General features: G+C 39.2%; 23 protein-coding genes and 1 pseudogene. 12 read left to right on the forward strand and 12 right to left on the reverse strand.

The window, feature by feature from the left end; all coding sequences use genetic code 11:
- The first annotated feature begins 216 nt into the window (after positions 1 to 216).
- Positions 217 to 564, forward strand: a complete 348-nt coding sequence (locus tag ACI2IW_RS13450) for a hypothetical protein (RefSeq protein ID WP_102076489.1) — start codon at positions 217 to 219, stop codon at positions 562 to 564.
- Between the two features lie 316 nt (positions 565 to 880).
- Here ACI2IW_RS13450 and ACI2IW_RS13455 read toward each other — a convergent pair whose 3' ends face one another.
- From ACI2IW_RS13455 to ACI2IW_RS13475, 5 genes are all read right to left on the reverse strand, one after another.
- Positions 881 to 1,906, reverse strand: coding sequence for a reverse transcriptase family protein (locus ACI2IW_RS13455; RefSeq protein WP_102076490.1), 1,026 nt, complete (start codon positions 1,904 to 1,906; stop codon positions 881 to 883).
- Between the two features lie 3 nt (positions 1,907 to 1,909).
- On the reverse strand, positions 1,910 to 2,188 hold the full coding sequence (locus ACI2IW_RS13460; protein WP_102076491.1) for a helix-turn-helix domain-containing protein: 279 nt from the start codon (positions 2,186 to 2,188) through the stop codon (positions 1,910 to 1,912).
- A gap of 36 nt (positions 2,189 to 2,224) precedes the next feature.
- On the reverse strand, positions 2,225 to 2,479 hold the full coding sequence (locus tag ACI2IW_RS13465) for a hypothetical protein (RefSeq protein WP_102076492.1): 255 nt from the start codon (positions 2,477 to 2,479) through the stop codon (positions 2,225 to 2,227).
- Between the two features lie 339 nt (positions 2,480 to 2,818).
- Positions 2,819 to 3,763 carry a replication initiation protein RepM gene (gene repM / locus ACI2IW_RS13470; protein ID WP_227543711.1) on the reverse strand — a complete coding sequence of 315 codons (945 nt, stop codon included), beginning with the start codon at positions 3,761 to 3,763 and terminating at the stop codon, positions 2,819 to 2,821.
- A gap of 623 nt (positions 3,764 to 4,386) precedes the next feature.
- Positions 4,387 to 4,761 carry a hypothetical protein gene (locus tag ACI2IW_RS13475; RefSeq protein WP_102076493.1) on the reverse strand — a complete coding sequence of 125 codons (375 nt, stop codon included), beginning with the start codon at positions 4,759 to 4,761 and terminating at the stop codon, positions 4,387 to 4,389.
- Between the two features lie 460 nt (positions 4,762 to 5,221).
- Here ACI2IW_RS13475 and ACI2IW_RS13480 point away from each other — a divergent pair, with 460 nt between their 5' ends.
- From ACI2IW_RS13480 to ACI2IW_RS13500, 5 genes are all read left to right on the forward strand, one after another.
- Positions 5,222 to 5,641 (forward strand): hypothetical protein, encoded by a 420-nt coding sequence (locus tag ACI2IW_RS13480; RefSeq protein ID WP_101204343.1) that lies wholly within the window; start codon positions 5,222 to 5,224, stop codon positions 5,639 to 5,641.
- Between the two features lie 49 nt (positions 5,642 to 5,690).
- A complete protein-coding gene (locus tag ACI2IW_RS13485) occupies positions 5,691 to 5,951 on the forward strand; it encodes a hypothetical protein (RefSeq protein ID WP_102076494.1) in 261 nt (86 codons plus the stop codon).
- A 104-nt stretch (positions 5,952 to 6,055) separates the two neighbouring features.
- Positions 6,056 to 6,256 carry a type II toxin-antitoxin system RelB/DinJ family antitoxin gene (locus ACI2IW_RS13490; RefSeq protein ID WP_068330392.1) on the forward strand — a complete coding sequence of 67 codons (201 nt, stop codon included), beginning with the start codon at positions 6,056 to 6,058 and terminating at the stop codon, positions 6,254 to 6,256.
- On the forward strand, positions 6,253 to 6,543 hold the full coding sequence (locus ACI2IW_RS13495) for a BrnT family toxin (protein WP_180952509.1): 291 nt from the start codon (positions 6,253 to 6,255) through the stop codon (positions 6,541 to 6,543). Before ACI2IW_RS13490 ends, ACI2IW_RS13495 begins: the two co-directional genes overlap by 4 nt.
- The gene (locus ACI2IW_RS13500) at positions 6,524 to 6,820 is read left to right on the forward strand and encodes a hypothetical protein (protein WP_228706519.1); all 297 of its coding nucleotides are present in this window, start codon (positions 6,524 to 6,526) and stop codon (positions 6,818 to 6,820) included. The genes ACI2IW_RS13495 and ACI2IW_RS13500 overlap by 20 nt, the downstream gene beginning before the upstream one ends.
- Before the next feature lie 18 nt (positions 6,821 to 6,838).
- Here ACI2IW_RS13500 and ACI2IW_RS13505 read toward each other — a convergent pair whose 3' ends face one another.
- Complete coding sequence (locus ACI2IW_RS13505; protein WP_102076495.1) at positions 6,839 to 7,348, reverse strand: plasmid replication DNA-binding protein; 510 nt, start codon at positions 7,346 to 7,348, stop codon at positions 6,839 to 6,841.
- Positions 7,349 to 7,568: 220 nt separating this feature from the next.
- On the opposite strand from ACI2IW_RS13505, the gene ACI2IW_RS13510 reads away from it, so the two are divergent.
- From ACI2IW_RS13510 to ACI2IW_RS13520, 3 genes are all read left to right on the forward strand, one after another.
- Complete coding sequence (locus ACI2IW_RS13510) at positions 7,569 to 7,844, forward strand: excalibur calcium-binding domain-containing protein (protein ID WP_102076496.1); 276 nt, start codon at positions 7,569 to 7,571, stop codon at positions 7,842 to 7,844.
- Positions 7,829 to 8,227 (forward strand): hypothetical protein, encoded by a 399-nt coding sequence (locus ACI2IW_RS13515; protein ID WP_227543717.1) that lies wholly within the window; start codon positions 7,829 to 7,831, stop codon positions 8,225 to 8,227. The genes ACI2IW_RS13510 and ACI2IW_RS13515 overlap by 16 nt, the downstream gene beginning before the upstream one ends.
- 853 nt (positions 8,228 to 9,080) lie before the next feature.
- Positions 9,081 to 9,284 carry a CsbD family protein gene (locus ACI2IW_RS13520; RefSeq protein ID WP_101204353.1) on the forward strand — a complete coding sequence of 68 codons (204 nt, stop codon included), beginning with the start codon at positions 9,081 to 9,083 and terminating at the stop codon, positions 9,282 to 9,284.
- Positions 9,285 to 9,478: 194 nt separating this feature from the next.
- On the opposite strand, the gene ACI2IW_RS13525 is transcribed toward ACI2IW_RS13520, so the two are convergent.
- Together ACI2IW_RS13525 and ACI2IW_RS13530 are read right to left on the reverse strand one after the other, a co-directional pair.
- On the reverse strand, positions 9,479 to 9,802 hold the full coding sequence (locus ACI2IW_RS13525; protein ID WP_101204338.1) for a hypothetical protein: 324 nt from the start codon (positions 9,800 to 9,802) through the stop codon (positions 9,479 to 9,481).
- A gap of 77 nt (positions 9,803 to 9,879) precedes the next feature.
- Positions 9,880 to 10,356, reverse strand: a complete 477-nt coding sequence (locus tag ACI2IW_RS13530; RefSeq protein WP_227543716.1) for a CinA family protein — start codon at positions 10,354 to 10,356, stop codon at positions 9,880 to 9,882.
- Between the two features lie 375 nt (positions 10,357 to 10,731).
- Here ACI2IW_RS13530 and ACI2IW_RS13535 point away from each other — a divergent pair, with 375 nt between their 5' ends.
- Entirely contained in the window at positions 10,732 to 12,750 is a 2,019-nt protein-coding gene (locus tag ACI2IW_RS13535; protein ID WP_102076498.1) for an AAA family ATPase, read from the forward strand.
- 88 nt (positions 12,751 to 12,838) lie between these two features.
- Here the strand turns inward: ACI2IW_RS13535 and ACI2IW_RS13540 are convergent, their stop codons facing one another.
- Positions 12,839 to 13,471, reverse strand: a complete 633-nt coding sequence (locus ACI2IW_RS13540) for a recombinase family protein (RefSeq protein ID WP_102076499.1) — start codon at positions 13,469 to 13,471, stop codon at positions 12,839 to 12,841.
- Positions 13,472 to 14,280: 809 nt separating this feature from the next.
- Here ACI2IW_RS13540 and ACI2IW_RS13545 point away from each other — a divergent pair.
- Together ACI2IW_RS13545 and ACI2IW_RS13550 are read left to right on the forward strand one after the other, a co-directional pair.
- The gene (locus ACI2IW_RS13545) at positions 14,281 to 14,697 is read left to right on the forward strand and encodes a hypothetical protein (protein WP_102076501.1); all 417 of its coding nucleotides are present in this window, start codon (positions 14,281 to 14,283) and stop codon (positions 14,695 to 14,697) included.
- A gap of 322 nt (positions 14,698 to 15,019) precedes the next feature.
- Positions 15,020 to 16,324, forward strand: coding sequence for an NAD(P)/FAD-dependent oxidoreductase (locus ACI2IW_RS13550; protein WP_102076502.1), 1,305 nt, complete (start codon positions 15,020 to 15,022; stop codon positions 16,322 to 16,324).
- Positions 16,325 to 16,395: 71 nt separating this feature from the next.
- On the opposite strand, the gene uvrA is transcribed toward ACI2IW_RS13550, so the two are convergent.
- From uvrA to ACI2IW_RS13565, 3 genes and pseudogenes are all read right to left on the reverse strand, one after another.
- A complete protein-coding gene (gene uvrA, locus ACI2IW_RS13555) occupies positions 16,396 to 18,930 on the reverse strand; it encodes an excinuclease ABC subunit UvrA (protein ID WP_102076503.1) in 2,535 nt (844 codons plus the stop codon).
- Between the two features lie 333 nt (positions 18,931 to 19,263).
- Positions 19,264 to 19,647 (reverse strand): VOC family protein, encoded by a 384-nt coding sequence (locus ACI2IW_RS13560; protein WP_102076504.1) that lies wholly within the window; start codon positions 19,645 to 19,647, stop codon positions 19,264 to 19,266.
- A gap of 288 nt (positions 19,648 to 19,935) precedes the next feature.
- Positions 19,936 to 20,862 (reverse strand): annotated as a pseudogene (locus ACI2IW_RS13565) (bestrophin family protein).
- Positions 20,863 to 20,866: the final 4 nt, after the last annotated feature.

Raw genomic sequence — 20,866 nt, forward strand, 5'->3', positions numbered from 1 at the left:
TTTATAATCAACGTGTGTTAAAAAGGTTGCGTGTTGTAAGTGAAAAGTTGTAGTGGTCAACTAATTTAGGATACCCGATAAATTAACTTTTCGAGGCCTCCTGCCGAGGACTGAAGGCTTATAAAAGCTGTTTGTATTTTTAAAGTAACTTTTTTTGTTAGATAAGGCTATAATTTAATTTAATAATTATTAACATTTTTTTTATTTGAGGTTGCCATGGCAGTTCTTCTTGGATTTCTTTTATTGGTTATACCTGCGATATATATTTACTCTTTTATTAAGCCTGAGAAGTTCAATGTACGTACAGGTAAAAACCCCAATGGCAAATATAGCAGAATGCAATTTACAGGCATCACTGCTTTAATTTGGTTTGCAGTGGTAGCTATCGTTCCAATTTTCGTAGACACTGACACTGAAAGCGTTACTGCAAAGAGTTCTGAACCTGCTACAGTCGAAGAAAATCAACCTGAGCAGATTAAAGCAGTAATGCCTGTAGAAGAAGCGGTTACAACACGACAAGAAGCCACATTGGGTCTTACTGTTGATGAGTATGGCAATAAGTAATAGGTATACATCCTATTTTTTACGCAGACTCTAAGATGACCTATGCTGCTAACCTTGTAGCAACCAACTTGAGAGATTTTAATAAGAAAGCTTAATGATAATGACCCATGCTATCGACCTCATAGCCATTGAATTTATATCTAACATTAGCAGTTCGATTTCTGTATAGCACCCGGATTACGAATAGAATATGTATGACAAGTACACCACGAAGTACACTGAAATTATTTCCGCGAGTTAAAACTTTGATACCATTAGCCCACAGCCAAAGATTCAAGTCCTCACTAGGGAACCATACTTACTCCCATAAAACCTATTATTTCCCATCAATCGTTCCTTTAAAAACAGCCTTCTTAGTGTTAGTTTTTTTCTTACGCTTGAACGTTGGTTTTATAGCGTTCATTTCTTGTCTGAATTTTTTCCACTGCCTAGGGTGAGAGGTCTTGATATGACCTACCTTAGAAGTAATGCTACGCCAATCTTTATCGTAACTATATAGATTCTTATCAGTATGAAAGCGTAGAGAGAGCTTGTGTATATCAGAGCGGAGCTTCTTTCTTTTATCGTTGTTGATTGTAGGTTTTTTTGAATTAACAGTTAGGCCAGTTACTGTTTTTCCTACACCGTTAACGGAAGGAGAAAAAATTGTTTGTTTCTTACGGTTTGGATGATGAGCTTTATGAAAAACCATTGAGTATATCTTGGAGATAATATCTGTTTTTTGTCGGTCAGTTAATAGCCGTGAGCTAGAGATGGTTATATCGTCAATATATCTACTGTATGCAACTTGTTGACGGTCCAATTCTTCAACTAGTTTTGGCTCTATATCATAGAAGATTAACTGTGCAAGGTATCCACTAGTCTTCCATCCTTGTGGTAGCTCGTTTTGATACGTTGTTAGTTGTGTCAGAATTTCAGCGATTTCAGGTGCCATACAAAAGAACCCTTGCCAGATGCTACGAATATTTTTGTAGTCACAGTTGGGGAAGAAACTCTTTATGTCTTCTGATATAACAATAGATTTGTTGCAATGAAATGCAGCGTGAGTCCTACAACTGCGAGGGTTTAAGAGATCTGCGACTCCACCCTGCATATAGATGGGATAAAAAACTTTTTTAAGTAACTTATCAAGAATTTTTTGATGAATGGCTTTTAGCCTAGGTTTTGCATTGTGTGTATGTCTTACTTCACCATTGGGCTTGGTTAGTTTTTTTCCTGGGCACCAATATCTATCTTTATTAGCCAGTACATATTCTAGATCTTCCACTGTAATTTCTAATAGGTTAGCAAGTGAGCTAATATTTGCAATTGGTGTAACCTGAGGTAGAGGGTGAAAGCCCATTGTTTAAGCTTCAATCATCGAATAAATTGTTTTGGTAAGGGATTCAATCTGCGTGTCTGTAATTTCCGAGATGGATTCTTGCTTAGCCGCCAAAAACACAAGGACACTTACTGGTATCTGTAAAGCGTCAGCAATTGATTCCAGATTGGATAAGGTTGGTTGACGTTTATCTTTTTCTATTAATGATAAGTATGATTCAGAAACATCTGCTAAAGCGCTTACTTGCAACTGCGTCATATTTCTCAATTTTCGACATTTTTTTATAACACTGCCGATTTTCATATTTTCAACCTTATAAGAGTGGTAAGGCTTGCTGTACTACTCTAGAAACTTTCTAAAAAGCTGAATAAGCTCAATAATACTGGGGAAGTAAATAAGTAAATCACCGAGCGTTTTTAAACCTATGGCCTTATAGTCTGCTTCTTTGGAAGCTGAGTTCTCTATTACTAAATCAAGATTCTCTATTGCTTCTTCAATTTTACGAGTAACACTGGGTTCTAATGTATCATGCGTAGTTGTTTGGATCTCAGCAAGCTGAGCCTGCAACTGTTCTAAAAGTTTTATATCATTCATATTATTTACGACGCTTTCTGACGGCACGGATTGTACCAGTCGACAACACAATCGAACCCGAGAGAAATAACATTAGAACGCCACAAGCCTTATACTGTGGCGAAGCCTCAGTCGAAATACTAAACGAATGACAAGTTGCGTAAGGCCAAACGAGGTAGTACAGAGGTCGAGGTCTTCGGGTGTTGCAGCTATAAAAATAGCGGCTAAAATCAGCCAGTTACAAGGTTCAATTAATAAATGATATCTTCTAAAACGCATCTAGACGGATCGTCTATTCTGAGTTGTTAGGTTACTACAAAACATTACTCTGAGTCAAGTTTTAGATCCGCCTATTAAACTCTAGTATTCAAGATATTCTCTAACTGGACGTTTCTTAAACTGTGAAGCATCTTTTTTGAGGCGATTAATCATCTCAAATTCCCACGCTTTGGGATCTTGACCTGCTGGACTGGTAGAGCTTACTAAATGATTGTAATCTGCCATAAAGCTAGGGTTACGAGCAATACGTCCTAGTTGCTTATCGTTAAGTCCTTCAATAGTAGTCCTATTTTCATTATTAGAAATTTTAGTACCAGTTTTTTCTTTATTTTTTTTCACTTTAAACTTGAATGTAAATCCTGTAATGACGCGGCCTTGTTTGTGTTGTTCATATTCAGAAGTAATATCAGTATGTTCATTTATTTGAGTTATCGCCAGATCTAAAACCCGTCTTTTGAAGGCTTCTATCCGTTGGTATTCGTCCACCAATCCTAGCTTTTCGCGCAATTCTACAAGCGATATCTGACTGGTTGTACCTACTGACCTCCATTGAATTATCAACTCATACAGCCTTATTGCGTACTCACTCTGCAATCCTACGACCTGCTTCAACTCATATTCTGTGTAACGTGCTTCAAGCCTGGTAATCAAAGGAATTACATCACTTGCAAATACTAATTCGACACAGCCTAATTCGTCAATATAGCCGATCTTATCCACCCAACGGCTTTTATAATTACCTATCTTTCCCGAACGTTCATCCACCTTACTATAAGCAAAACCTGCCTCATACAATCCTTCTACTGCCCTTTTCATAGCTTCATACGATGTATGCTTTTCCACATTAAATTGTTTAGCGTAGCTTTGCGCATAAATTCGCAATAATCCACCTGCTTCTATTAATGTTTTTTGTTCCCTTGCCTCGATAATGGCTAAAAATATTAAGCGTTGTTCAACTACTCCTAAGCTATAACTCGCACCAATCAAGGAATTATCCTTAGTAACTAATTGTTTAGACATTTCCATATTCCAACCCATTTTTAACAACTATAATCTAACAATGCTATTAAAGCAACAACTCAAAAAATAAGTTGCTTTATGGGTCGTAAAACGTTGCTTTATGGGTCGTAAAACGTTGCTTTATGGGTCGTAAAACGTTGCTTTATGGGTCGTAAAACGTTGCTTTATAGAAGGCGAAACCCTTTTATGAAAAGCGTTTCAGAGGAGGTAAAAGCTTTTAAAAGTATTTAAAAACATTAAAAACCTTTTTGGTTATTAATAATTAGAGTGACAAAAGAAAAGGCTAGTAAAGATAGCAATGAATTCAATATCAGTAATTTCAAATAATTTAAAAAGAAAGCTCAAAGCTTTAGTTAAATAGGGATAAAAGCATCCTATTAAGCTCCCTATAAGGTTCTAAGTATCGTTTGGTATAGTTGCTAGGTAAAATTTTTCCAACCCCCTTAGACGACCTTTATGAGCTTACCCAGTTCCATGATTGTTCATATCAACTAAAATCTTCGGAAGATTATTAGAATCTCAGTAGTTTTTATTACTGTGCCACCAAGGATCAACCTCTTATCACTGAATTGCTTCTCAAAAAAAGCCCTAGTATCAGCTGATACTAGGGCAATACAAAATTTTATTTTTTAATCCAAACTATTGTATGCTTTTATTCCTGCTTTATCGACTAATCTTTGAGAATTGGAGACCTTATTAGGTGCTGCCACCTCCCTTAATATCAATAACGATTCTAGCACTATCGGCATCAAAGCCTTGACCATATCATTCTGATTTGATGTGTTCTCTACCGATTTTGATCCTTTATCATCCGACTGCAATAAGTGCAGAATCTCACTAATATCTCCTTTCATAAACTTAAGATCTTCAAGGAAACTATTAGTATCTGATTCCAATTTTTTCTTTAAGTAGACACCAGGAGATTGCCCTTCCTTTGCTGCTATTGCTTCTAGTTTTAAGTAGACTTCAGGTTTTAATCTAAATGATACGGTAGGGGTGTACATAATTATCCTTGTTTGCAAATTGTAGACAATAATATATCATAAAAATCAGTTGCTTAAATTCATTTTGTTTGCACTTTGCATGCAGAAAAAAGCGTCTTAAATCAGGTAAGTTTCTGATTTAAGACGCTTTTTTTCATCCCGAGAGGGTGCGTAAGGTGTAGTCATTAAATTGGATAATTTAATGACCAAAAAGCAGGTAGAAAAATCGGTTATTTTCTACCTGTCGTAAGCCTTTTTAGCTAAAAAGGCTTATAAGAGCGTTACGTTAGTAAATCGTTAGTAAAAAGATAGGGAATCGTTAGCTAGATATGAGCAAATTATGAGCAATTGCTGTATGATTGATTGAAAGTTAGCAAATCGTTAGCAAAAGGGTAGTAAATCGTTAGTTAATTATGAGCAATTTATGAGCGTTTTTATAATTGAGATAATTGTCTTCAAGAATAGAGGGAGATAGAAATTTATGGCTAAGAGAACAAAGTTTTCCAAGTTTCGTGATCTTTATGAGGTGATCGAAGAGCTGGCTGTTTCATATACCTATGAAGGCGTGGTTGAGATATTAGCTGAGCGCCATGACCTCATTCTAACGACTGGTACACTGACCAATTATCTTTACCGCTATAGAAAAGAGTCAAAGGAATTATCTGTCGCTACAGATAATTCTAGCAGTGATATTGAGATTAAGCCTGAGGTTAAAAAACAAATTTTTGTTGATTTGTATTCTAGTGACCCAATCCAAGAAAGCAATACGGATGTTAGCGATGAGGCCTATGTACAGTCCACGCATGAAGAATTAGATACGGCTATGAAGAGATTTGAAGCGAAGCTAACAAATAAAAGAAATAGATCTCTTCTTGATAGGCAAGCTATTGATGATAAATAAATAAAAATTTCATAAAGGGACATTTTCCTAGTGTAAAAAGGAGTAATTCATGAGTATTGAAGGTATATCAGTAGCAAGTAACCATTTCATGATGTTTGAAGAGGCGCAACGAGAATACTACCGTCAAATGGGTCGTCTTAACACCTTTGGTTTAGAAAACGAAGCTCATAGCGATAACATACGTAAAAAGATGTTTGAGCTAAAAGATGAGGAACGTATGCTAAGAGAATGTAGCGCGAGCGAACTCTACGTCATACAAAAAGAGCTCAAACAGAAAATTGATGATTTTCTGGGTGAATTAGACGTATAACGTGTTACTGTCACTATTCGTGAAAGTCTAAAACGCTAGATTGATTGAACTGGATGTACTTATCGCTTATATTAAGGGTATATGAATAAGCGATAAGTACTGCTATGAGCACAACCAATTATAATATCCGTCTGGATCAAGAGTTAAAAGACAAGGCGTTTTCGGTGCTTGAAGGCTATGGTTTAACGCCTTCTCAGGCCATTAAGTTATTTTTGCATCAGGTTGCTGAAACCAATAGCATCCCGCTATCTTTTGATTATCAGACAATGCCTAGCACCAATATGCTTGAAGACGGTGATCAATGATTGAATTTGAATGGGATGAACAGAAAAATAGCAGTAATCAACGCAAACATGGCTTATCCTTTGAAGAAGCCGCTCGTGTATTTTTTGATCCTTTGTGTTTGCGTCAGCAAGATCGATATGAAAACGGTGAAGAGCGGTGGCAAGCGCTTGGCGCGGTGAATGGGGTGGCGGTATTACTGGTCGCTCATACTCAAAGAGATAGTGAGGGTGGTGAGGTTATTCGTATCATATCAGCACGACGTGCCACCAAGGCTGAAAGGAGGTTTTATGAACAAGGTGAGCTATAAAGCAAATGAATTGCCGTCTTTAAGCGTTGAGCAAGAAGCCAACTTGCAACGATTGGCGGTGCTTTCAGATCATGATATTGATTTGTCTGATATGCCTGAAGTTACTGATTGGTCGAGCGCGACTCGTGGTAGTGTGGTGGCAGATGATCCTATGGTCGGTGCCAGTATCGTGAGTCCGAGTATCATTGCTAGATTCCAGGATAAGGCTAAAAAGACCGGTGGAAACTACCAAGATATGATTAACGATGCGCTAGAAGAGTATTTGTTAGATCATTAGTCGATAAGATCACAACGTTTAAAATTCCCACCACTTTTTTTTCTTCTCAACCGTAGCTACGGTTGAGTTGTCTGTTTTTTCTTTCTCTTGTTCAACTGGCGGCTCATAGCCCTGCTCAGACTTTTTAAACTCTAGTAGTCTGACTTGCGCGAAATCCTGAATACTGGCGTTGGCTTTATCCAGCGTTTTGTTGAGCTGACTGATCTGCTGCTGATAATTCTCTATCAACTTCTTTTGATCACTCACTTGTTGGCTGAGGTGTTCATTTTTGAGCTTTTCAAGCGCTAATTGGTGTTCAATGTCTGTACTGTACTGAACATTCTGACTGTTCAGAGGTGTACTTTGGACAGTGTTCACTGAACGTTCAGTACGTTTTTTAGAAATTGGCTCACCAAACACGCGCAACATTTCTGAAACGTCTATTTTCTTGTCTGCGGTTCTGGATAGCTCACCATCATTGACTTTCTGATAAATGGTCGTTCTTGATACACCCCATTCTTTTGCTGCTTTTGTCACCGATATGTTCATTCTTCACCTAGTGTTCAAGTACGTTTTTAGTGTCTGTACAGTACAACTGTCCAGAACGTTCAGTGAACAACTATGGCACTAACCCGTCTATCAGGCAAATTATAAATAAACTGCTGTGCAAATCAGACGTTTAGTTATACAGCACTCACTTTATTGAACAAATATAGGGTATTATTAATACTTGAACGCAGTGTTTTGGATATCAAAAAAAGTAGTTTTTATGAAAAAATTTATTTTAAGTATAGCGTTATCTCTCTTTGCTTTATCTTCTCAGGCAGCAGTTACAGTCACTGACAATCCATTTTATAGTGATGTTGAGGTAGAGCATCCGTTGTTTGCTAAAGGTGCTGGCGGCTCTCAATGCAAAGGCTTACCGCGCACTTGTGGGCAGATGGTTAGCTGTGAACAAGCTAAACAAGCACTCAAATGTGGAAATACCAAGCTAGACCGTGATAAGGACGGCGTACCATGCGAATCAATATGTCCAGGTGGTTAATTGCAGTAGCGTCTATCGTTATGATTGGGTGCAGCTCAGGCAATACAGAAGATGATCTGTATGGTTCAGGCTATATCGTAGTGAGTGAGCAGACATGGAGTAAAGATTACACAACACCTTATCCGTTTACAGTGCCTGAGGGTGAGATTGCGTGTGCCTCAAATCCTTCCTTTGGTCGTGAGGTGTTTTTTCATCCTAAGGGTTACACCGATGAATCTTACGTTGGTATACCGCTTAACAAAGCAGCGGTAGATGGCTTAAAGCTAAGTCGTTTGACGCCAAATGTGCCTTATAGTGTCAAAGAAGGGGCTGACCTTAGTGAAGCCGTACAAATTGGATTGAAGGTCTGTGATGAGTATGAGGATAGGTTTGCGAATTATTAAGTTCAGTTTCCCATGTGGGTGTCATCATAATTGATTAAATTATTCATATACAAAATAATAATACTGGATAGGTTCGCTCAATGTACTTTTTGATGGTATTTTAAAGAGTCATTTACAATAATGGATAGATAAAGTATAAAGTAGATATTAACAATAAAGAATGATGCGAGGGCGGTTATGAGCAACAAGGAATTTGTTCTACGAGCTTTAGGAGTGAGCGGTTTAATCCTCGTCTTGAGCACTATAGTCGTGACTAGATTTTTCTAATTGACTGTAGTAATCCTTAGTGGGCTTACTTTCGATAAGTCGCTCTACCTGTCCAAGAACTCTCTAAAAAAGCCATCTAGTAGATTGGCTTTTTCTGTCTAAAATCATTTGTCATAACGCCCATTATACGATTTAACGAAAGGGTTTTTTATACCTTCTCAGAATGTTAAGTCTCAGGAAATTTCAGAGTGGTTTAGTAAGAGCGTCTCCCAGCTCTGACACTAGAACCAATCTTATAGTCTTTTTTAATTAAAGACTTTTCTTATAACTAACAGTCCGGTCCGAATCATAACTTATACCGTCATAACAAATTGGTAGACTTAATAATAGCTCAGCAATACTTTAAACATTCGTTATACAGACAGTCCAAATGTGTATCTCTATATTAGATATGTCAGCTTAATAATTGCTGATAGCCTATCCATCAATAAAAAAAATAAAAGATGGATGAGCTTGTTCTTGATATAGATGCGTTGACTTAAAAACGCATAAATAGAAAAGGAAAGCCATGATGAACAATCAAGATTTGAACGAACAAAGTATGGATGAGCAGTACAAAAACAATCAAAAAATGGATGATAACGATATGAACAATCAAACCCTAAAAGGCGAATGGAACCAACTCAAAGGTTCAGTAAAACAAAAATGGGGAGATTTAACAGATGATGATCTCACTCATATCGAAGGTGACCGTGACAAACTGGTTGGACGTGTCCAAGAGCGTTATGGTCATTCAAAAGAAGACGCTGAACGTGATGTAGATGAGTGGCGTACACAAAACAACTATTGATGATTGAGTGTTTAATAATTAGACCCTAAAAATGTAAAAAGCCCGTGATTATGGTCACGGGCTTTTTTAGTCAATTCTGCTAATGATGTAAGTAAAGATGAGACGCTTAATAAGTACGGTTTCTTAGTTAAACTTGAACACATGGCGGTGAGCTATTTATATTAATACTTAATGGATTGCGCGCTTTCTCATACTTACTGCACTCCATCTGCCGGTGTTTGATCTAAGTTCGAGTTATTTTCATTAACAGTAACCGTATCATCCGTCTTTTGGTCATTTTCTACACTCCCATTACTAGAATAGTATGCTGTACCACCTGCACCTTCTACCTCCTCTGTAGGAGCAGGGGTTTGATCGTCAGCCTCGGTCGCTGTTTGCACAGGTGTCATTTCGCTAGATTCTGTATTAGGAGCCGGCTCTTCTGTCTCACTGCTGCAAGCGCTGAGACCAAAGAAACTCACCAAAAATACTATCCATAGTTTATTTTGAAGCGATTTAATAGGTACTGATGTTTTCATTTTAATATCCTTATTATAGTTTCTAGCAACAAAAAACATAGAGGATGGGCTAAAGCCCTAAATAATAAGATTTTAAATTAGTCAGTATGGCGATTTACAACCTCTATAATACTCTTACAAATAAGACTATTGATGCTGCGTAGCTTTTGCTCAGGGGCGCCTTGACAGATACTGCGAAAATCATACAGCTCATCTTTATAACCAATGCAATAAAAAAACGTACCGACAGGCTTATCCTTAGTTTCAGAGCCTCCAGACGTTAATAGTCCTGTACAAGCCACATATAAGTCGGCTTCAAACATGGTCTTAGACTTATTAACCAGTTCTTGGGTGACTTCTAAGGATTCAGGTGTACACTGAGCAATTAATTGGCTCGATATATTTAACACGTTCTTTTTTATCGCAACGTCATAGCATACCAAGCCGCCCATTAATATATCGCCTGAATAAGGACTCATAGAAAAGCGATGTGCTAGATAGCCCGCGGTCGCGCTTTCAATGAAGACTATGGTCAATTGCTTATCTGCCAACAACTTAGCACAGCTATCAGTCACAACGCCCTCCATATTAGCATTAGAACAATCAAGACTATTACAGTACGATCCTATTTAAGATTCAATTCATGTAGTGATGAATTTACGTAACAGTATTTTTTAATTAAGCCTACTTATAGCGAGCCACTCAAGCTCTTTTCTTGGTTCGGTACCCTAGTGAGTACTTGAGCCTTCGGCTGTAGGCTAATGATATCGGTATATTGAGTTATTTAGGTAGTCGCGGTGTACTTCGTTGTGTACATGCAGTGAGCTTTTGGAGCATTATTTTTATTTAGCATAAGCGCTGTTATGGCAATGATTAGTGTTTTCAGGATAGATTGAGCAATAGAGTAACCATTATTAAAATCAATAATATTAGGAAAGGGAAATAAATTTATGAGACTAATCAAAGCTAGAATTCAAAACTACCGAAGTATAATTGATACTGGAGAATTTGAAGTTGAAGATCTAAAGACGATAATGGTAGGGCCAAATGAGGCAGGGAAAACAGTGATTTTAAAAGCTTTACAACAGCTAAGTAAACCAAAAGAAGTAGATGGATTTGAAGCACTTAGAGATTATCCGCGATCAAAATATAACGATATCACTTCTGAAAAGGTCCTCCCTAAAGACATTACAGTCGTAACAGGTTGGTTTAGACTAGATGAAGATGATGCAGAAATTGTACCGGCTGAATTTCACGACTGTATATATAAATTATATAAAAATCTTGATAACAGGGTATATCATTCTCTCGAGAATGGCCCATCAAAAATTCGTTATAAAGACATTAGAGGTGACTTAGCAAGGTTAATGTCTCATTTAGATAAACAGTATGGTATTGAACATCCAGACGAAGATACTGGAAAACCTAGTAATGTTTTAAGGACTATCAATCAAAGTTGGAACGATAATACCCTCATATCAGAAGATAAATCTAAAGAGTTACAGAGTTTTTTAGAGAATAATTTTGCTCTTATAGAGGAAGATAATAATAAAGAAGAAGAAAGATACGAAAAGTTAAAAACTTTAATTGAGTTTAATGAGCAGATTGATAATGTTTTAAGTATTCTGGATAAAAGGACACCAGTATTCATTCTCTTTAATAATTATTTTAAAGTTAAACCTTCTGTACATTTGGAGCATTTAGCACAAAGAACCGAACAAAATCTACTAGATGATACTTATTATGATTATGGAAATCTTTGTCTCCTCAAGTTACTAGGTTTCACTGCAAGAGAGCTGTCTGAACTAGGAAAGACAAACAGCCCATCTATTAACGATCCACAAGCTTTAAAAGAATATAAAGATAGACTTGATAGTAGAAGTTATCAATTAAATGCTGCAAGTGTTCGGTTAACAGAGGAAATCAGGAAAGTATGGATGCCAAATCCTGACCGACCAGAAGCAGATAGGTTAAGGGTTATCGCTGATGGACAATATTTAAAAGTCGTTGTAGAAGATGAGATTGGTGTTGATATTGAATTAGACCAAAGGTCAGAAGGTTTTCAATGGTTAGTTTCATTCTTTGTTGTATTCTTTGCAGAAGCAATGGATAGGCACAAAAACGCTATTTTGCTTTTAGATGAACCTGGTATGAGTTTACACGGTTTAAAACAGCGGGATTTTAGAGAAACTCTCACAAGATTAGCAGAAAAAAACCAAACTATTTATACTACTCATTCTCCTTTTTTAGTTGGACCTGACGAACTAGATATCGTCAAAGTAGTAGAAATGAAGAACCGTAGAGATGGAACAAAGGTCCATACTACAATTTCTTCAAGCGACCCAGCTGGCCTCTTACCTCTTCAAGAAGCACTAGGATATGACTTAGCTCAAAGTCTATTTACGCAAAAGAAAAACTTGATTTTAGAAGGCCTTACAGACTATTGGTACATAGAGTCAGTTTCAGCACTGTTGCGTCAATCTAGTGTGGTAAGTTTGGATGAAAAGATAGCTCTGATTCCTGCTAATACAGCTGGTAAAGTCGTATATTATGCTACTATTTTGCATGCCCAGAAATTAAAGATTGCAGCTTTACTTGATTCTGATAGCGCAGGCGATCAAGCAGCTCAACAGGAAAATTTAATTCATACTTTAGGGAATAAAAATATATTTCGAACCAAGGACTACTGTAAAAATGTTTCTACGCCCGAAATTGAAGACTTATTAAGGAAAACACTTATTGATATTGTACAGTTAGAGTATTCTATTAATTGTCAAGACATTGCAGATTCACAGCCTAATAGAAGTATTGTGAGTATATTCAATAAAGAAGTACCAAATTTTTCAAAGTATAATCTAGCTAAAGCTTTTATAAAGTGGTGTAAAGATCACGATTCATCTCACCTAGCAGCTGATGAAGTTGATGAGTGGAAAAAACTTATTGAAAGTATCAACAAAGCATTAAAATGATTTTTTGGCATACTCCAAGAGAACCATCTAAAAAGGCTCATTAATCCATTAATAGACTACTCATAGTAGACTGCTGTAGTGGAACCACTTAATGAGCAATGATAAGTTTAGGTCTTTCCTTGGCCACATCAGCGATCAGATGCCGTGAGCACTTGGCCATTTTCTGAATATCAGAATAGCTATGGCCTGATTTGAGTAGACTGGCAATAATCTTACGCTTTTCGGTATCTTTCCTACGTCCTGAATACTTACCTTCTGCCTTAGCACGAGCAATACCTTGCATCTGACGGTTACGGCGATCCTCATAATCTTTTCGAGCAATGGCTGCGAGCATATCCAGCATCATCGAGTTAATGGCCTGCAATACACTGCTCATAAATTCAGTGCTGCTTTCAGGTTGAAGTGCCATATAGGAGGTCGGCAGCTCTTTTGATACGATAGAGAGCTTTTTTTCTGATAGCATTCTTTTGAGCGTATCCCAATCAGCTTGGTTCAAACGTGCCAAGCGATCAATCTGCTCAACTAAAATAACATCGCCCTTATGAGCATCTTCAATCAGCTGCATAAGCTTGGGTCGCACCAAGATAGCTCCTGATTCGTTTTCGACATAGAAGGCGGCAATCTTGTGGCCATGATCGTTGGCAAATGCTATGAGTTCGCTTTTGGCACGCTTAGCATCTTGTTCTTTGGTAGACGCTCGTAGATACGCTCTGATAAACATAAACACCTAAAATAGTCTGTTATAAGTGGTTCCATTATAGCAGTCTGTTTTAAGTGGTCTGTTAATAGGTTTGAGGGGCGAAATAACTGGTTCCCTTGGGGTATACCCTAATTTACAATGCTCACTTGAAGTTAATAAGTCCAAAAAAGATTTGTTGGTAATTTTCATATCATTCAAAGTAGTTAGCTAACTCTCCCAAGCATAAGATACTTATCCAGTAGAATTAAGCTGCCTAGTTTAGTTTTTGCATTGGCGTAAACATACAAACAATCAAATGGAAAAATTATTATGATGTCTAAGCTAATCATTGTGGTGCTCATACTGTTATTTTTATCTGGTTTGTCAGGGCTACTGGAAATTGTATTTTACAACGGTATTAATGCCGATGGTATATTGCAAGAAAGTTTCTTTTTGCCGTTATCCTTCATATTGGCAACACTAGCGGTCGTACTTTATATATGCTCAATAGCAACTAAACTAATATCTGCAAAGCTCAAATGCTGATGATGGAAGCCTTATTTATGATTCATAATTTCAGAGCCACTTTTTATTTTTAGAATGTTCATATAACAGTCGTTTAACTAACGTCAATGACGAACACCCAACCTTATTTTATACTCTGCAATTATCTTCTATTATTACTAACATGTAAAAGTCATTTTATTCTAATGCTGGTTATTATTTCTCATAAACAATGTAAAGTAGGCGTTATAGATCAGATAGTAAGTAATGAGCTGAATCTATAGTGCTAAAAAAACATATGATTTACAGATACTGATCTTTCAGTCAACCTTATTAGGATTAAAATAATGACTCTTTCCGTAAATAAAAACAATGTAGCCTCACTTGCTCAAGAGTCTGGTATCCAACTTATTAAAGCAGGTACTTATAAGCTAAACCAACTCGCTGGCTTACTTGAAGTTAACAACCTAAAAAGTCAGATGGCAGAAGTTAGCGTCACCAATAATACTAATGGTTTAACGGTTGGTTTTTTTGCCATGCAACCTGGTGTTGAGTTTGAGTACACTTATGAATTTGTAGAATACAAAGTAATCACTAAGGGTAAAATTGTGATGCGGGATTTACAAGGCAACAAATACGTGGCAGAAGTAGGTGATATCTTACTATTTACACCTAACGTGACGGTTATATTTGATGGCGAAAGTGATGGTGAGGCAGTTTATACCGCACATCGCAGTGCTGATAACATGTTTGCACCTAAGTAAAATTTCAGGCTTATTATGAAAAATACATGATGAGCCTGTTAGCTGATTTCATGGTTGTTAATAACGATTTGAACAAGTCATCTGCCTTCGATCTATTGAGGAGGGTAGATACATCAAGTACTCACGATTAAGCTTCTAATATTCATGATTGTGATGGCCATAAGCTCACCATTTCCTGCCACGTAAAAGCCTGATTTATGATTTTAGCTTTCATGAATCTCACCTCATAATGACAGCAGTCTATTAGTTACTCTGGTTTTCATAACCTACCTTGCGAATAGATTGTCAGTTATTTGAATATGTTATTGTCTAGGACAACGTTATGAATATAATCACACCTAAAATTGTCGTTATTGGCGGCGGTGCTGGTGGTTTAGAGCTTGTAACCCAATTAGGACACAAGTTAGGAAAGAAAAAGCAAGCCGATATATTATTAATAGATAAAAACCGTACTCATATTTGGAAACCGTTACTGCATGAAGTCGCGACAGGCTCTATTGATTCTGATTTAGATGGTGTGGTGTACTCGGCGCATGCTGCTCAGCATCATTACCACTTTCAGCTGGGGGAATTTGATAATATTGATCAAAAAACTAAAACCATCACTCTTGCTGCACTGTATGATGAATCAGGCCATACTATCTTGCCGGAACGCCACGTGCACTACGATCATCTTGTTATTGCCATTGGCAGCATAAGTAACGACTTCAATACCCCTGGGGTGAAGGAAAACTGCTACTTTTTGGACTCAACTCAGCAAGCTCAACGTTTTCAGCATTCATTGCTTGATGGTTTTACGCGTCTTCATCAAGATGATAACCAGCAGCAAGCACTTAATATCGCCATTGTTGGTGGAGGTGCAACGGGAGTAGAACTTTCAGCTGAGCTGTACCATGTGTCTAATCTATTAAAGCTATACGGCTTGACAAATATGTCGCCGAAACGTTTACACATCCATTTAATTGAAGCGGGACCACGCATTTTACCTGCCTTGCCTGAGCGTATTGCATCAAGTGCTAAGCGCGAATTATTGAAACTAGGCGTTCATGTACGTGAACATACACAGGTGAAAGAGGCGACGAAGTACGGCTTTATTACGAAAGATGATGAGCAGATTGAGGCTGATATCATGGTATGGGCGGCAGGCGTAAAAGCCCCTGATTTTATTAAAGATTTGGGGGTTTTTGAGCTTACTTCTAATAATCAAATTCGGGTAAATAAATTTTTACAAAGCACGGTTGATGACCGTATCTTTGTATTAGGCGATTGCTGCGCCTTCACCCAAACCGATGGCAAACAAGTGCCACCGCGCGCGCAATCTGCACATCAAATGGCAAAATGTGTTGAAAAAAATATAATTGCAACGTTAAGAAAGCAGCCACTACGAGGTTTTACCTATAACGATTATGGGTCACTGGTTAATCTATCACGTTACGGTACTGTGGGAAACTTAATGGGTAATCTCACCAATAACAGCTTTTTCATTGAAGGAAAGATTGCCCGTTTTATGTACATATCGCTCTATCGCATGCATCAGATGTCTATTCATGGTGCCTTCAAGACATTTGCTTTATGGATTAGCGAAAAGATACTACGCATAGGTCGTCCAAAGATCAAATTACATTAAGTAAAACGACAGCGATAAACTGATTATCGCTGTCGTTTTTTTACACTATCATAAGAGGTTTGCGACGGGCACTAGAGGCGCATGAAAGGTGCGGTTCGGCTGATCTTCGACTCAGCGACTGTTTCAGGTAATCCTTGCGCCACGATATGGCCACCTTCACCACCTGCACCAGGGCCGATATCAATCACCCAATCACTACTACTAGCAACCTGCATGTCGTGTTCGACCATGATAACGCTGTTACCGGCATCAACAAGTCCATTCAATTGCGCCATCAACATCGAGACATCTTTTGGGTGCAAACCCGTTGTTGGCTCATCTAGGATATACAGCGTATCGCCGCGCTGCGTTCGCTGCAATTCAGTGGCAAGTTTAATACGTTGGGCTTCACCGCCAGATAGCTCAGTTGCTGGTTGGCCAAGTCGTAAGTAGCCAAGCCCGACTTGTAGCAAGGCACTTAATGCTCGCAAGATAGCAGGGTCGTCTGCAAAGAATTCATAAGCTGATTCAACCGTGAGCGCCAGCACATCGGCGATGTTTTTGTCACGATACGTGACCTCTAGCGTGTCCTCATTGTAGCGCTGTCCGTGACAGACTTGGCAAGGCGAATAGACGCTAGGAAGAAACAGTAGCTCGACACTCACAAAGCCTAAGCCTTCACAATTAGGACAACGACCTTTAGTCGTGTTGAATGAAAAACGCCCTGCGTTGTAACGACGAGATTTTGCCTCGCTCGTTGACGCGAATAGCTTACGGACATGATCAAACAGTCCGGTATAGGTAGCAAGGTTTGAGCGCGGCGTACGCCCAATAGCTTTTTGATCGACGGTTACCAGTCGTTTGACATCATCCATACCCTCAATGATTTGTCCACCGGTTGGCGTCTCCAACTCTTGCTCAAGTAAATCGGCTTCGCCAGTTGGAGCTTCAACCGTTTGTTTTTGTCCTAGAGCCTCATAAACGAGCTCTACCAAAGCTTGACTCACTAGACTCGACTTTCCTGAACCTGATACACCCGTGACAGTAGTCATCACACCCAATGGAAAACCGACATCCAGCTCTTGTAAGTTATTACGCGTAATCCCTGTAAGTTTAAGCCACGCTGTCGGCTCTCTTGGTGTGCGTTTTACGATAGCGTCAGTGCTGAACAGATAGCGGCTGGTATGCGAGTGAGTCACGTCGCGCAATCCCTCTACAGGACCACTATAAATCACCTCGCCGCCATGAGTACCCGCATTGGGGCCAACGTCTACGATCCAATCAGCGTGTCTGATGACGCTCACATCATGCTCGACGACAAACACTGAGTTACCAGCGGCAATGAGCTCATCTAAGGCACTTAGTAATGCTTGGGTATCTGCTGGATGAAGACCAGCGGATGGTTCATCTAGTACATAAACCACCCCAAAAAGTTGTGAGCGAATTTGAGTGGCTAGGCGTAAGCGTTGTAGCTCACCAGGAGATAGTGTAGGTGTGGTGCGCTCAAGTGATAAGTACCCCAAACCCAATAGGGTCAGTGCTTTTACCCGAGATAACATATCACTGGCAATGCGCTGAGCGACGATAGCCTTTTCACGATTTGCCATATTGTCAGTTGGGACTTTATTGGCCGCAGTCTCAAGCTTGCGCGCCAGTTCGATAAAGGTCAGTTGCGACAGCTCCCCAATATCAAGTCCTGCGAACGTAACGGATAGTGATTCTTTTTTCAGTTTTTTACCATCACATTCTGGACATACAGAGATTTGCATAAACTGAGAAACGCGCTTTTTTGTCAATGAGCTCTGAGTAGTGGCAAAAGAATGCAGTATGAAGCGCTTTGCACTCGAAAACGTGCCCATATAGTTGGGCTTTTCGCCGCTCTCAATCGCTTTTCTTACTTGCTCAAGGCTGTATTCAGGGTAGACAGGAACGGTTGGGGTTTCATCTGTAAACAAGATCCAATCGCGGGTTTCTTTTGGCAGTTTATGCCAAGGCGTGTCAATATCGTAGCCGAGTGACACCAGTATGCGGCTTAGGTTTTTGCCTTGCCACGCTGGTGGCCATGCTGCGATAGCACGCTCTCGAATGGTTTTGGTGTTATCAGGTACTAGTAACTCTTCGGTGACTTCAAACACGCGGCCAATACCAGAGCAAGTAGGACAGGCACCCTCAGGTGTATTTGGCGAAAACGCATCGGCATACAATATCTCTTGACCAGTAGGATAATCTCCAGCTCGTGAATAGAGCATGCGTAGCCCGTTTGAGATAGAGGTAACACTGCCCACTGATGAACGCACTGAGGGCGTACCTCGTTGTTGTTGTAGAGCAACTGCTGGCGGCAGACCTTCTATCATATCAACATCAGGCTCATCAACTTGATCTATCAATCGACGCGCATAAGGGGATACTGAATCTAAATAACGACGTTGTGACTCAGCAAATAAAGTGCCAAAAGCAAGTGATGACTTACCTGATCCTGATATACCGGTAAAAACGACCAGTGCATCACGAGGTAAATCTACATCTATATTCTTTAAGTTATGAACGCGAGCTCCCCTGACTCGAACACTGTGGTCAGTGTCACAGAGAATGTCTTTATTGATATGTTTATTGTTATTGGTGGCCATAAACAGGCGACTCCTATTGAATTGTATTTCTTGATTTTAAATATATTTGGATTTTGCTCATTGACGTTTGCAGTCATGGATAAGTGTTATTTATCTATTGATATTCTTTATAAAAGGTTGAATGTAATAAGAAGAATTTTAACATTTTGTTGCTATTACAGAGTCTGTGCGTTACTTACATAGTACGCGGACTCACATAAATAGACAGGGTATCAAGTGTTATAAAGCTGATTTCAATGACGAAAAAGGGTCCTGCAAAATTTGCAGGACCCTTTTTCGGTAGTATTGATACTAATATTAGCGGTTACGAACGAGCGGTCCGTAAGACTGCTGTTATGCTTCTTTGAAGCAATAAACGGCAAGCTTATTACCATCTAGATCACGAACATAGGCCGCGTAAGCGTTAGGCGCCCAATCGCGTGTACCAGGCTGGCCTTCATCTTGAGCACCAGCGCTCAATGCTGCTGCATGAAATGCGTCAATAGCAGCGCGGCTTGGTGCTTCAAAGCTCACCATATTACCATTACCAACACTAGCTGGTTGACCATTATTAGGTTTCATAACAAATAAAGATGGTGCATCTACGCCCCATATTGAACCATTATCACCTAGGTCAGCAATACGTTTAAGCCCTAGAATCTCTAAAACGTTGTCATAGAATGTACGTGCTTGATTAACATCGTTAGTGCCAAGGGTAACGTGAGTAAAAATGCTCATGTGTTGTTCTCCGGTTGTGGATGATTTTTTATCAATAGTTTTTCTATCGAGTTGCAGCAAGTTTGCCGCGTCGTCTGTCGATAGAAACCATCATACGTTATTTCATATAAAAGATAATAGGTCTAAAAAGAAAATGACTTTTACCATAAGGTAATAATAATTTTTATTAATAGAGGCTCGTATATCTACTCATGTTTGAACAATGCCATTATTTGTTCCGTCACCATCAAGACTGTTTATATAACTACTCAGCCAGAGACTTAAGGCTAACTGCTTACGCAAAATAATTTACTGTAAGTAGCCATTTTTAGATTTTATATCGGGCGGCAGATCGGTTTCTCCCAGTGCCTCTAGTAAGTTAATTTCGATGGTACGCGACAGAGCACTCAGTGGTAGATTGTTAGCGGCCAAGCCAAAAGGCGATTCCAACTCCTCACTAAGAGCATCTAAACCAAAAAAAGTATAGGCGATCACTGCACAGACAAACGGAGTAGCCCATCCCAGAGATGACACCAAACCAAAAGGCAACATAAAGCAATATAAGTAGGTGGTGCGATGTACTAACAGCGTATAAGCAAATGGTAGTGGCGTATAATGAATGCGCTCGCAGGCGGCCAAAACTACAGTCATAGAGGTCAGCCGTTCATCCATGTTCTGTACTAGAAATTCCTATAATAATCGCTCACGTCGGCTATAACCGACCTTTTTCCCCATCAGCCGCAGCAGGTACTCGGGCAGATTTTGCGCTTGGCGCATGCTGAGGTGATGCTCGGGTTCTACAAAACGATCAACGTCCTGCCAAGGTTCAGTGTCACGTAGTCGATGGCGCAGAGCATGAGTAAAGGCGATGGTTAGGTGAATCATACGGCGCTGGGTTTGCCGTCCAGTCTCCGTTTCTTCATCCATAAATGAGAGCACTTGGCGGGCCAAGCTACGAGCATCCACTACTAGCTGACCCCATTGACCCCTAGCTTCCCACCAGCGTTGATAGCTGGCATTGTTACGAAAGCCGAGGAACAATGATAAAGCAACCCCTAGAAAAGTGAAGGGAGCCGTACTATAAGAGGAGAAGAAGCCTGGAAACCAGTACTGGATGCCTGCTATTAGAGTGCTAAGCAAGATGGTGAGAAAAATCTGAGGATAAATTTTTGGTAGGATAGAGCCGCGCAAGGTAAAAAACAGCTTGAGTGCGTTCGGTTTTTGCTTGACGATCATGTCA

The organism is Psychrobacter sp. NPDC078501, assembly GCF_044900935.1.
Lineage (GTDB): Bacteria > Pseudomonadota > Gammaproteobacteria > Pseudomonadales > Moraxellaceae > Psychrobacter.